Raw genomic sequence first — 13025 nt, forward strand, 5'->3', positions numbered from 1 at the left:
CTTTACAGGATCCAGATGTCCTGTAAAACAAAAAAAGCCTCCGCCCTGCATAGGACGGAAGCTTAAGCCTCTCGTTTTTTACACCACCTAAACATACAATCATATGTCTTCCCTGTAACGGGGGAACTCCGTCAGCGCTTACTAAGGGTGTTTCCCCGTTTCGGCCGCCGCTGCTCGGAAGTGATATTCAGATAGATCTTACTGGTACCGGCATCCCACCGCCGCCGGCTCTCTTGGACGTTCGGATATATCCTACTGTCTTCGTCAAAGCTTTTCTTTTTATTGGCACCTTTTTATTATATACAGGTAAATCCCGGGTAGTCAAGGGTTTTTTACCGTCTTCTCCTGCGTGTTTTCTGCTTCCTTTTCCGTGTGATCCGGATCAGTGCCGTGATCAGGATCAAAAGCAGCGCCACCGCCGCCCCGAGGATAACCTTGCCCTGCAGGTCGGATATGCCAGAGTCTTCCGTCTCCGTCTCCTGATCCTTGTGGCTTACGTCTTTTGGCTGCGCGGAATGTTCTTTTATATAATGGTCGCTTAAACTCGCTCTTGCCGAGCCCACCGGCTGACCGTGATACGTGTAGTTTAACTGCGCCTCTGTGCTTAAGCCGCCGTCCGGGACCAGTTCCATGGACAGGTCCGAAAAAGACGCTTCCATCGGAAGCACTACATATCCGGCCGTCTCATCCGGCAGGATTTCTTCCACATCTTCAGACGTTTCCTGTTCTGCTATGGAAACCTTCTGGAAATTCTGGAACGCGTATTCCAGAAGATTTCTGGTGTCCGGATAGACGTTGATGCCGTGGGTTTTTAAGACCACGCAGACCAGCTGCATGCTGCCGTTATCTGCCATGGTAACAAGCGTGGACAAAGCGTCTGAGGTGTAGCCGGTCTTCCCGCCGATGGCGTACGGGTAATAATCAGAATTATCCGGAAGCAGCATCTCGTGGTGCTGCTGGAATACATGCTCCTCCGTAGTGGCTGACGCCGGAATGGTGTACTGCGGAGTCTGGGCGATCCGGAAAAAGTCCGGATACTGAAAAAGCTCCCGGCCGATCAGCGCCATATCTCTGGCGCAGGTATAATGATTCGGGTCATGAAGGCCGTTGGTATTGACAAAATTGGAATTGGTTCCGCCCAGTTCCCGGCAGATCTCGTTCATCTGCTGGATAAACCAGTTGTAGTCATGGCCGGCATTCACGCCCACGCTCTCTCCCACCGCATAGGCCGCTTCATTTGCAGACGCAAGAAGGGTAGCGTAAAGAGCCTGCTCCAGGGTCAGCTGATTACCTTCCTTCATGCCGATGGACGCCTCATCCCATTTAAGAAAAGAAACGCTGTTGTGGGAAAAGGTCACAGGATCCTGCAGATTGCCATTTTTCAGCGCCGCCAGCGTGGTTACCAGTTTGGTAATGCTGGCCGGATAGTGGTGGGCGTCAATATTTTTTGCATAAAGGATCGTCCCTGTGCCCACCTCCATGACAATGGCCGCCTCTCCGTAGGTCCCCGGGCCTGCAGGCCAGGCCTCCCAGCCGTTGCTCTGCACTTCCATGGCATACACCTGGTCCAGCTCCTGTTGCAGCTGTTCCTCTGGAGTCAGTTCTTCCCCGGAAACCGCCGCGTCCCCGGAGCCGTCCGGATTCGTCTCTTCATTTTCCACAGGAGACGCCTGTACAGTGGCTGCGGGCGAGAAGAAACTGCCCGCACCCGCGAGTCCCAGAAGAAGGGCGCCGGATAAAACCGCCGCCGGCAATCTTCTGCATCTTCTTTTGTGTATTTCCTTGAAAATCTGTCTAAATACGGATGTCTTTTTCATTCTAATTAATCTTCTTCATATAATAGAAACCGTAGGCTGGAATATTTACACCAATGGGCTGCAGCACTCTGCCGCTCAGAAGCTCAATATATTCCCCGTCTGTCTCGTTGATCCAGGCCGTCTTATCATGCTCGCTGAAGTTAAAGAGTCCCAGGATCTTGTCGCCGTCATAATATCTGCCGATGCACAGCACGCTTTCATCCCAGGTCTCGATGGTCCAGGTGTCCGCCTCTGTCATAAATGCTTTCTCGCTTTTGCGGATCTTCTCCAACTGCTGCAGCCTCTGATATACCCGGCCTTCCACCGTTGTCTCATCCTCTGCATGGGCCGCCAGATCCCAGCGCATGGGGCCTCTGTGGATATAGCGGGAGTCCTCTGCCTTGTTGGGGTCTTCCTTATAAGAATAATCATTCACCTGGGCGATCTCATCCCCGCTGTAGAGCACCGGAATCCCCGACTGCATAAACATATAGGCATGAAGCATCACGTCCAGCTGGATGGCCCGCTCCATGGCGTCCATATCCTGCTCAAATCCCGCTTTTTCAATCCCGCACATGGATGCGGTGGTCCCGCAGAACCGGGCGTCTCCGCTGACCGGATCGGAATTGTACAGCTCGCCTCTGCTGTTGCTGTCCCCCGCATACCCCTGGAAATAGTCGTTCAGATATTTCTTGTGGGCGCGTTCGTCAATGCCCTCTGTGCGTAAGGACGCATAGTCCAGGCCCCAGCCGATATCATCGTGGCAGCGCAGATAATTCAAGAACACATAATCCTTGGGCAGCGCATTTACAATATCCAGCTGCTGCTTCAAGAGCCGGACTTTTCTGGTGGCAACCGTATGCCAGGTGGTCGCCATGGTGGTCACATTGTAAAGCATGTGACACTCCGGTTTCTCCACAGTGCCAAAGTAGGGCACTACCTTCTCCGGCTCCATCACCACCTCGCCCAGCAAAAGGATGCCCGGGCAGACGATCTCGGCGATCATCCGCATCATGCGGACAATGGTATGCACCTGGGGGAGATTGCGGCACTGGGTGCCAAGCTCCTTCCAGATGTACGGAACCGCGTCGATCCTGACAATATCAATGCCACGGTTAGCCAGGTAGAGGAAATTATACATCATTTCATTAAATACCCTGGGGTTCTTGTAATTCAGATCCCACTGATAAGGGTAAAAGCTGGTCATAACAAAATGGCCCGCATCCGGAAGCCAGGTGAAATTGCCCGGCGCTGTCGTCGGAAATACCTGGGGCACGGTCTTTTCATACATGGCCGGGATCGAATAATTATCAAAGAAGAAATACCGGCTCATGTATTCCCCTTCTCCGGCCCGGGCCCGCTTCGCCCACTCGTGGTCCTCCGATGTATGGTTCATGACAAAATCCATGCAGACGTTGATGCCTTTTTTGTGGCAGGCTTTGGTCAGATCCTCCAGATCCTCCATGGAGCCAAGCTTTTCCTGCACCTTACGGAAATCTGCCACCGCATAGCCGCCGTCTGAACGGCCCTCCACTGTGTCCAGAAACGGCATCAGATGAATATAATTCACATTACTTTTCTCAATATAATCCAGCTTCGACTCCACGCCCTTCATGTTGCCGGCAAAATTATCAATATAGAACATCATGCCCAGCATGTCGTTGGTCTTATACCAGCCCGGATGCTTCTCCCGCTCCGCGTCCTGCTCCTTCAGATCCAGGTCGCGTTCCTCATAGAAGCGGTGGAGATTGTCGCACAACTCCGCAAACATAGAACTGTTATCATAAAGCTCCATGTAAAGCCATTTCAGCTCATCAAAATGACGGCCGAACCGGCGGCTGTAGCAGGCCTCCTCATCCACCGAAAGCTTCCGCACCTGAGGTGCCTGCTTCTTTTCAGCGACTGCCGCCGATTTATTCTTAGATCTGTTTCTCGATTTCTTCTTACTCATATTCCAAACCTCATTACCTATAAAATTCCCGGTGGATAAAAAGTTATCCACATACTTATCCACCGGGTTATCCACAAGATTGGGAATATTATACACCGAAATGAAAAAGGAAGCAATTGGGGACGGGGGATTTTTGAAAATCCCCCGTCCCCAATTGCTTCCTTTCCTTTTTCATGATAAACTATCTTTACTATTTTTCCACATTTTTTGATAAGTGAGGCACAATTACTATGAATGTCAATCCTGTTGTTGTTAGAAATATTGAAATTGGTTCCGGCATGCCCAAGGTCTGTGTTCCGATTGTAGAAAAAATCCGCGAGGATATTCTTTCCACCGCAAAAGCTATCTGTTCCACAGAAGCTGATCTTGTCGAATGGCGTGCAGATTGGTATGAGGATGTTTCTGCTTTTTCTGAAGTTATAAAAACTGCTGATATGTTACGCAGCATCCTTGGGGAGACTCCTCTTCTTTTTACTTTCCGCTCGGCCAGAGAAGGCGGGGAGAAGGAACTTTCTCTGGAATCTTATGCCACCTTATTAGAAAGTGTTGCTAAAACCGGCTTTGTAGATCTTATCGATGTGGAAGTTTTTTCTGGTGATGATGCCGTAAAAAATATCATTCAGACGGCTCATGCTCATGGCGTAAAAGTCATTGCATCCAATCATGATTTTGAAGGAACTCCTGCCCGTGAAGAGTTGGTTGCCCGGCTCTGCAAAATGCAGGATCTGGGCGCGGATATTCTTAAAATCGCTGTAATGCCACAAACCCGATCTGATGTCCTCACTCTTCTTAGTGTAACAGAAGAAATGTCCTCCCTGCATACCAGCCGTCCTGTTATTACTATGTCCATGGGCAGGGCCGGTGCGCTCAGCCGCCTGTGCGGCGAGGTCTTTGGCTCTGCTGTCACTTTCGCCTCCTTTGGTAAGGTTTCTGCCCCCGGGCAGATTGCCATCGAGGATTTAAAAGCGGGGCTGCGCCTTCTTCATAAATATCTGTAACTACCTATACGGCCCTTTTTATCTTGACATCCCCGCTCCTTCTTTTTATGATATTGAATACAGACAGCGGGCCTGTACCGGGACCCCTTTCTATCCTAAGCTGCAACTCCTCATTTGCGGGATCTTCTTGTACCCCCGCGTTTTTCTATTTTCTTGTAATTCTTTCCCGCCTCGGGAAACATTCCAGAAACGTAACTTTAAATGTAACTTTTCAACAATGCTTCATTTTCCGTTGTCTGTACCCCTCTTTTTTGCTATAGTGAAGATAGAAAAGTTTCTCTGTATGGGCAAACAGAAAGGCGCCCTATGGATAAACGAAACCAGACCGAGGACAAGGTCCTCAAAAGAGCCGCAAAGTGTTTTGCCGATGAGCTGCTCCGCTATTTTAACATCACCGGAACTGTATCGGGGATCGCCCCTACGGAATCCATTCATCTGGAACTTCACCGGATGTACGAAGATTTTAATCTGATCATGGATGACGGGTCCTGGATCCATTTCGAGTTCCAGAGCAGCGACGGAGGCGTGGCTGACTTAAGACGGTTCCGCACTTACGAAGCCGTCACCAGCCAGCAGTACGGCGTGCCGGTAACTACTTATGTGCTTTACTCCGGACAGATCCGGCAGCCAAAGACCGAACTCACCGAAGGGCTCAACACCTACCGCATCCATCCCATTCTCATGTCAGACCGGGATGCGAACGACTTATTCGAAAATCTGCAGCGTAAGAAGGACTGCGGGGAACCGCTTACAAAAGAGGATCTGGTGCCCCTGACACTTAGTCTCCTCATGGGCGGAACGATGCCCATGGAAGACCGGGTCACCCAGACATTTCGCTATCTTCAGGAGGAACCGCTGGAGAAAGAAGACCAACGAAACTTAGAAGCACTTACCTACGCTCTGGCCACGAAATTTCTTGACCAGAACGCCATGAAAAAGTTGGAAGGAATGATCAAAATGACAGAATTAGGACAGATGTTGTATAACGACGGGCTGGCTGATGGAATTCGCCAAGGCCTTTCGCAAGGTATTTCGCAGGGTATCCTTTCTATCGCCCGCAATCTCCTGGGCAGTGTTTCGGATGAATTTATCATTGAGAAAACCGGCATCACTCCGGAGCAGCTCCAGGAGCTTAAGGAAGAAAAAGAATCCGAAAAACCTACTGATAATATCACTTAACATTTCTAAAGAAAAAGAGGGAGCGGTCCGCCGTTCCCTCTTTTATGGTTCTCCACCTTTTCTTTTACTTTCTTGCCATCTCAGCCATGGCCTCTGCCACCAGCTTAATGGACTGCATCAGTTTCTCTATCTCTACCGCTTCGTTGGGCTGATGCACCACATCCGGATCTCCCGGGAAAATCGGGCCAAAAGCTACCATGTTTTTGAACATCTTGGCATAAGTGCCGCCGCCGATGGCTTTCGGCTGTGCGTCCATCTGCCCGGTCCCCTCCCTGTATACCTTCATCAGTTTCTGCACCAGTTCGGAATCCTTCGGCACATAGAGCATATCCGTGTGATCGATGGAAAGGATCTCAAGACCTGCTTCTCCAAACTGTTTTTCCAGCGTCGCCTGCACTTCTTCTTTCTTTCCATTTTTCGGATAGCGGATATCCAGGACGAAATGAATATCTTTCTCGGTTCCTTCGATTACGCCTAAGTTTACTGTTGTCTCGCCGGTTTCTTCATCCTGATAGCAGATGCCAAGACCCTTGCCGTTGGTCTCATGTCCGATGTGGGTTCTGAGGAAATCAAACACTTTCTGGTAGTCGCCGCCGATCTCCAGGTCCTTTACTGCATCCAGAAGAAGGCTGATGCCGTTGACTCCAAGCGCCGGCGTACTTCCGTGTGCGCTGACGCCTTCCGATACCAGAACCGTATTGCCATTTTCTTTTGTTACAGTCACGCCCTTTGCTTCCGGGATCTCATGCTCGCCTTCCAGAACCAGACGGCAGTGAAGGGGCACGATATTATGTACGGTTCCTCCCTGGAACTCCAGCACCTTGATGGCTCCCTGCGCCGGATTTTTACAGCCGGCTGTGACGTTGGTCATGCCTTTTTCAAAGAAGATCAGCGGAAATTCTGCGTCCGGCGTGATTCCCATTACCGGCTGCTCCTCGCCTTTTTCTACATAATACTGAATACAGCTGCTGCCTCTCTCTTCATTGGTTCCGAAAATGACGCGGATCCGGCGGTCAATGGGAAGATCCAGGTCCCGGATTGCCTTCAGCGCATAGATCGCCCCGATGGTCGGGCCTTTGTCGTCTACTACACCTCTTCCATACATGACGCCATCGTGGATCTCGCCGCCAAAGGGCGGATATTTCCAGTCGTCGCCGGTGGGAACCACATCCATGTGCCCCAGAACAGCCACCATCTCTTCGCCTTCTCCATACTCCACATACCCGGCATGGTTATCTACATTGCCGGTACGAAATCCCAGTTCCTCTCCCAGGTGCAGGGCAAAGTCCAGGGCCGCTTTTGGTCCGGGGCCGTAAGGCGCATTCTCCTCTGCTTCCGTTGCTACACTGTCGATCTGCACACTTTTCTGGATCCCTTCCAGGATCTCGTCTTTCATTTCATCCAGTCTCTCACTTAATCTGCTTTGACTCATTTTTCTCTCTCCTTTTATGTAAATATATTAAGTGCGTAAATATTAATATTTCTTTGTAAACTTTATTCTTCTACTATATCAACAAACGCCTGCGCGTTTTCCTGATTCGGCGTATTTTTTACAATACAGATATAAACAGGCTCATATTCGATGCCGGCTTTTTCCTGCAGCCACTGATTATCTGTCACGACAGCTGCCTCTTCCAGCACGTCGCCTTCATATTGCCGGTAAAAGCTTTCCGGACAGATGACCACATCTGCCGACTCTGTTCCGATCAAAGTAGAAAATGCAGCCTCCCCCTGATATGCGCCGGAGGTAATATTTCCGTTTACCCGGACGGTCTGATTGTCCTTCTCGGCTCCCAGAGATTCCCGCAGTTCTTCGGACAGTTCTTCATAATCGTTTGCGGTGCTGTCAATCAGCACCAGGTTCAAAAGGATTTCCTCATTCATCCCCCGGTACATGGTCACTCCCAGGTAAATTGCCACGATCAGAGCGACTGGGATCAACAGCCAGACCTTATAGTACATCCAGAGATATTCCAGCTTTTCTTTTCCTGTCATCTGGCCCAGCTTTTCTTTTTCGAAGGCTTTCCGCTCTTCTTTTGTCATGGTTTCTTCGTAACGTCTGTCCAGCATGTCATACTTCCTTTCCTTCACAGATTTTTCATAATCATTCCCCCGCCCGTTTCTTGATTTTAACCCTCATATTCAGTATACTGTTTTTATGACCAGACAGGCGTTTTTCACGTCTTTACGATATGGAGGCATATATTTATGAGCAATTTTTTGAATCCTGAAAATTCCGTGATGCAGTTCCTCGCCAGGGTCTGCGACTATCTGATCTTAAATGTAGTATTCATCTTAAGCTGCATTCCCATTTTTACAGTGGGCGCCGCGCTTTCGGCGCTCTACACGGTCAGCTTTAAGATGATCCGTAAAGAGGACGGATATGTCCTCAAGAGATATTTTAAAGCATTCTGCGCAAATTTCAAGCAGGGAACCATTCTTTGGCTCATCTGTCTCATCCTTTTTTTCTTTCTGCAGTATGACGGACTGATCATCGGTTCTATGGGCGGAAGCATGGGACAGATCTTAAGCATCCTGTTCTACACCATCGTTCTGGTGCTGGCCGCCATGTTTCTCTACCTCTGGCCCATCCTGGCCTACTTTGTATGCACCACGAAGCAGGTGGTGAAAAATGCGCTGTACATGTGCCTGGGACACCTTCCCTGGACCGCGCTTCTCCTCCTGTACTTCGGACTTGTGTGGTTCATCATGACCCGCAGCATCCTGACTCTGGGAATCGTGGTGGCAGTCAGCATGGCAGGCGGCTTTTCCCTGACCGCCTGGATCACGGGAAAGATCTTCCTCAAGATCTTTGCCAGGTATCAGCCGGAAACTTCACAGACTGAAGAGAAACAAGAGTAGCCCCTGTTTTTCGGAATCGTCGCAATCGTCGTGCGACGATTTCTTTTTTCGTTGCAAATCGATTGCAACGAAAATCTCTAATTATCCGTCGAGACATTTCGAATATATTTCGTTCCTCTTCCGGCGCCTGTCTTCTGGATGAAACCTTTTTCTATCATTCCATTCAGTATTCGAAGCAAAGTGTCTTTCTTTATTCCTGTGTTTCTCTCTATCTGTACCCTGGTCATTTCTTTTTGCCCCTGCATCTGCCTCCCTGCCTTCTATCATAATTCTCTTCTCAGATATACCATATCAATAAGTTGGATCCCACATTCATAAATAGGATGATCATAATTATCTGTAAAAAAATTTTTTAGATAATGGGAACGGCTAAATCCACATTTTTCATAAAATGGAACCGTAAGCGGACTATCTCCTGTTCCCACCTGTAAAACTGAAAATGTATCCCGATATTTTTCTGCCACAAATTCAATCAATGCCCTTCCGTATCCTCTTCCCTGATACGATGGCTCTGTAGCAATATTTTTTATTTCCAAAATTCCCTTCCCTTCATCCGTAACCACACATTCCCCTTTTACACCATCATCCATTAATATATACATATCTCCCTTATCCAGATATCGATCTATCATATCCTCTTGTTCATCTGCCAGAAGCAGCAAAGAAAGATATTGTTTTTTATCTGCCGTAACCTTTTTTATTTCCATATAAATCCCCTCTTCTTATCCTTTCTCTGTTACGATCTCCCGTATGATCGACTCGATATCCTGTCCCTGGATACTGATATCCAGGATCTGGCAGGCCCGGCTTACCTGGTCCACCACCGCCATTGCGTCTACTTTTTGGATCTCGCACTCCAGCACCAGGCTGTAAGGCGTCTTATCCAGGATCGTAACACCGTCCATGGTAAACTTTTCTGTTTCCAGCCACGGATTTTGATCCATCTCGAAACGAATCTGTTTCTTGCTCTGATAATTTTTCTGGATCTTCTGGATTCCGTCATCCACTACCACTTCCCCATGATTGATCAAAATGATCCTCTTGCAGAGGGATTCGATATCCTGGAAATCATGGGAGGTCACGATAAAGGTGGTATGCCGTTCCTCATTCATCTGGCGGATGAATTCCCGGATCCGGAGTTTAGACTCGCTGTCCAGGCCGATGGTCGGCTCATCCAGATAGACGATCTCCGGGTCGTGCAGGAAGGCCGCCGCAATATTGCAGCGCATCTTCTGTCCCAGAGACAGCTGCCGCTCCGGCACTCCCAGAAGCTGCCGGATCCCGATGATATCTGCAAATTCTTCCAGATTCTCCTGGAAACGCTTCTCCGGGATCTCGTAGAGTTTCTGCAGCACCTTGTAGGACTCGATGATCGGCACGTCCCACCAGAGCACCGACCGGTTGCCAAAGACGATGCCCGTCTTTTTATTAATCTTCTGCCGGTTCTTCGTAGGCTCCAGCCCACCCACCAGCACCTTCCCGGAGGTCGGCGTCAGCACTCCGGACAGCATCTTGATAGTCGTGGACTTGCCGCAGCCGTTGGGCCCCACATATCCCACAGCCTCTCCTTTTTCGATGCCGAAATTAATGTCATTGACCGCCCGAAGGATCTCATACTTTGGCCGGAACATCTGGCCTACTGCGGCCAGCATATTTTCCGGATTCTTTTTTCTCTTATATTCTTTTACCAGATGTGAAACTTCAATCTGCATGATCTTCTCCTCTCTTACGTTCCTGTACTGTCATAGCTTCTAAGTCCGACCCGCCAGATCAGCGCGGCCAGTAATGTCACGACTCCGGCTGCCAGAGGCATCAGGCCCGCCACCGGCAGATCGGTCTTTCCAAGCAGCGCCATAGCCGGATAATAGGCCACAAATCCCAATGGCAGGATATAGGTAAAAAATCCCTGGATCGCCGCCGGAAACACATTCAACGGATATTTCACAAACTCCCGGCAGGTCTGCACCAGCACCGCCATATCTCCGCCCTGGATCAGCCAGAAGTTCAGACAGTTAAAAATCAGGTAAATGCCGGAATTGATAATGGTTCCGCATACCAGATATTCCAGAAGCAGCAGCACTTCATATCCTCCAAAGGACAATCCGATCTGCCACGCGGCCCAGAGGAAGATCCCCACATAGACCACTGTGGCAAGGATCGCCTGAAAAAACATATATTCTCCCAGGACCTGCAACAGCACCGGCGCCGGGCGGGTCAGATACACATCCAGCCGCCCCCACCGGATCATATTGATCAGTTCCCATACACTGTCAAAAAATGTCTGGCCGATGGCCTCAATTACTGCGCACATGGAAAACAGGATGCAGATCTCGTACACATTCCAGCTCCCGATCCCTCCTGTCACGCCGGCTATGGCAAGGATCCCGATAAAGCCGGATGCCTCCCGGATCAGCATGGACACCAGCCAGATGGACGTGTCCGCCGGATACTGGGTCATTTTCAGGAATCCGATCCGCATATACCCTTTCCAGAGCCGCCAGCCATATGCCAGCCGCCTGATTCGCTCCATGTTACATCTCCTCTCTTACGTTCCTGTACTGTTGTATCCTCTCAGTCCCGCTCTCCATACCAGAAATGCAAGGAACACCACGAACACTCCCACCGCCGGAAGCATCAGTTCCACCGGCAGAGTCGTCTTCCCGAGCAGGGCCATGGCCGGATAGTAGGCCACGAACCCCAGCGGCAGCAGAAAGGTAAAGAACCCCTGGATCGCCGCCGGAAAGACGTTCAACGGATATTTCACAAACTCCCGGCAGGTCTGCACCAGCACCGCAATATCCTCTCCCTGGACGATCCAGAAATTCAGGAAATTAAAGATGGCATAAATGCCGGAGTTTACCATGGTTCCAAAGATCACATATTCCACCAGGATCAGCGCCTCATACAGACCAATATGAAGATTAAGCTGCAGAGCCGCCCACACAAAGATCCCCACATAAATGATCAGGGATAAAACCGCCTGAAAGTGGGTGACCTGTCCCAGCACCTGCAGAAACACCGGCGCCGGACGGGTCAGAAATACGTCCAGCTCTCCGCGCCGCATCATGTGATCCATGCCCCACACATTGTCAAAAAACGCCTGGCCAATGGCCTCGATCACTGCACACATGGAAAACAAAATGCAGACTTCGTAAACATTCCAGTTTCCCATGCCTCCTGTCACTCCTACGATCGCCAGGATTCCCACAAACCCGGAAGCCTCCCGCACCAGCATGGAGATCAATAAGATCACCGTATCCGCCGGATACTGGGTCATCGTAAGAAAGCCGACCCGCAGGTAGGCCCGCCACAGCCGCAGGCAATAACTCACTCTCTTCATCTTCGTTATCCTCCCTGCACCACGACTTTTTTAATCGCTTTCTGGTAAAAGGCCATTACCAGTACGCCCAGCAGTACACACCATACCACCTGCAGGCCGATAAAGGACACCGCCTCCTGGATGGAGTATTTTCCAAGATAGGTATAGACCGGCACGGTCACCATCCCCGCAAAGGGCAGGTAGTCCAGGACTCTCGCCACACTCTCCGGGAAAAGGAAGAGAGGCACCACGCCGCCCGACAGGATGGACAAAAGGGCGCTCTTGGTAAAGGCAAGGCCATAGGTATTCAGGGTAAAGAAGGACACAATCCCCACCGCCACCTCAATCCAGAAAAGAATCCCGATAGAGACCAGCACGCTGACAAAGAACAGTAGAAATTCCACCACTCCCGCCGGTCCGCAGCCGCCTAAGAGCAGCGTTCCCAGGATCCCGATAGGGATGCCCTTAAACAGCAGGAAGAAGAAAAATTCTCCCAGCCGTTTCCCGAACAGATTAAACGCCAGATGGACCGGGCGCAGAAGCTCCACCACAATATTTCCCTTATAGACCCATTCCGCGAACTCTTTGTTGATCCCGCCCGAAAACTGGGAGGAAAGCGTCCGGGAAAGCACCACATAAGTGGTCATCTGCACCGCGGTAAATCCATGCAGCTCCTCTCTGGACATAAACACATATTTCCAGAGGAAGTAGTAGATCAAAATTGACACCGCCGTACCGAATATATTAAACCAGAATGCCTTAATATAGGCGAATTTCGTCTGAAATGCCACGCGGATCAGACAGTAAAGTTTCTCCATTGCCTTACCCCCTTCAAGTTGTCATTTCATAGTCATAACAGGCAGAGGCCCGTTATAAAAACAGCCCCAGAGATTTGATCCTCTGGGGCCATACCTTCATAT

General features: G+C 50.0%; 13 protein-coding genes. 3 read left to right on the forward strand and 10 right to left on the reverse strand.

Going from position 1 to position 13025, the window contains the following annotated elements; all coding sequences use genetic code 11:
- Window positions 1-332: 332 nt before the first annotated feature.
- Both H6A13_RS01585 and H6A13_RS01590 read right to left on the reverse strand, forming a co-directional pair.
- Complete coding sequence (locus tag H6A13_RS01585; RefSeq protein ID WP_243424697.1) at window positions 333-1754, reverse strand: D-alanyl-D-alanine carboxypeptidase family protein; 1422 nt, start codon at window positions 1752-1754, stop codon at window positions 333-335.
- A 64-nt stretch (window positions 1755-1818) separates the two neighbouring features.
- A complete protein-coding gene (locus H6A13_RS01590; RefSeq protein WP_204907865.1) occupies window positions 1819-3747 on the reverse strand; it encodes an amylosucrase in 1929 nt (642 codons plus the stop codon).
- A gap of 230 nt (window positions 3748-3977) precedes the next feature.
- On the opposite strand from H6A13_RS01590, the gene aroD reads away from it, so the two are divergent.
- Together aroD and H6A13_RS01600 are read left to right on the forward strand one after the other, a co-directional pair.
- The gene (aroD, locus tag H6A13_RS01595; RefSeq protein WP_204907866.1) at window positions 3978-4745 is read left to right on the forward strand and encodes a type I 3-dehydroquinate dehydratase; all 768 of its coding nucleotides are present in this window, start codon (window positions 3978-3980) and stop codon (window positions 4743-4745) included.
- Between the two features lie 306 nt (window positions 4746-5051).
- Complete coding sequence (locus H6A13_RS01600) at window positions 5052-5924, forward strand: RpnC/YadD family protein (protein ID WP_204907867.1); 873 nt, start codon at window positions 5052-5054, stop codon at window positions 5922-5924.
- A gap of 64 nt (window positions 5925-5988) precedes the next feature.
- On the opposite strand, the gene pepV is transcribed toward H6A13_RS01600, so the two are convergent.
- Both pepV and H6A13_RS01610 read right to left on the reverse strand, forming a co-directional pair.
- Complete coding sequence (gene pepV, locus H6A13_RS01605; protein ID WP_204907868.1) at window positions 5989-7356, reverse strand: dipeptidase PepV; 1368 nt, start codon at window positions 7354-7356, stop codon at window positions 5989-5991.
- 62 nt (window positions 7357-7418) lie between these two features.
- On the reverse strand, window positions 7419-7994 hold the full coding sequence (locus H6A13_RS01610; protein ID WP_204907869.1) for a type 2 periplasmic-binding domain-containing protein: 576 nt from the start codon (window positions 7992-7994) through the stop codon (window positions 7419-7421).
- Between the two features lie 138 nt (window positions 7995-8132).
- Here H6A13_RS01610 and H6A13_RS01615 point away from each other — a divergent pair, with 138 nt between their 5' ends.
- Complete coding sequence (locus tag H6A13_RS01615) at window positions 8133-8786, forward strand: YesL family protein (protein ID WP_204907870.1); 654 nt, start codon at window positions 8133-8135, stop codon at window positions 8784-8786.
- Window positions 8787-8867: 81 nt separating this feature from the next.
- Here the strand turns inward: H6A13_RS01615 and H6A13_RS01620 are convergent, their stop codons facing one another.
- The 6 genes from H6A13_RS01620 to H6A13_RS01645 are packed head-to-tail and all read right to left on the reverse strand — an operon-like array spanning window position 8868 to window position 12923.
- Window positions 8868-9053, reverse strand: a complete 186-nt coding sequence (locus tag H6A13_RS01620; protein WP_204907871.1) for a hypothetical protein — start codon at window positions 9051-9053, stop codon at window positions 8868-8870.
- Window positions 9050-9493: a GNAT family N-acetyltransferase gene (locus H6A13_RS01625; protein ID WP_204907872.1), complete on the reverse strand. Its 444-nt coding sequence runs from the start codon at window positions 9491-9493 to the stop codon at window positions 9050-9052. Before H6A13_RS01625 ends, H6A13_RS01620 begins: the two co-directional genes overlap by 4 nt.
- A gap of 15 nt (window positions 9494-9508) precedes the next feature.
- Window positions 9509-10498 carry an ABC transporter ATP-binding protein gene (locus H6A13_RS01630; RefSeq protein WP_207751820.1) on the reverse strand — a complete coding sequence of 330 codons (990 nt, stop codon included), beginning with the start codon at window positions 10496-10498 and terminating at the stop codon, window positions 9509-9511.
- Between the two features lie 14 nt (window positions 10499-10512).
- Window positions 10513-11316: an ABC transporter permease gene (locus H6A13_RS01635; protein ID WP_207751821.1), complete on the reverse strand. Its 804-nt coding sequence runs from the start codon at window positions 11314-11316 to the stop codon at window positions 10513-10515.
- Window positions 11317-11331: 15 nt separating this feature from the next.
- The gene (locus H6A13_RS01640; RefSeq protein ID WP_204907873.1) at window positions 11332-12126 is read right to left on the reverse strand and encodes an ABC transporter permease; all 795 of its coding nucleotides are present in this window, start codon (window positions 12124-12126) and stop codon (window positions 11332-11334) included.
- A 5-nt stretch (window positions 12127-12131) separates the two neighbouring features.
- Window positions 12132-12923, reverse strand: coding sequence for an ABC transporter permease (locus tag H6A13_RS01645; RefSeq protein ID WP_204907874.1), 792 nt, complete (start codon window positions 12921-12923; stop codon window positions 12132-12134).
- Window positions 12924-13025: the final 102 nt, after the last annotated feature.

The organism is Mordavella massiliensis (genome assembly GCF_016902415.1).
Lineage (GTDB): Bacteria > Bacillota > Clostridia > Lachnospirales > Lachnospiraceae > Merdimonas > Merdimonas faecigallinarum.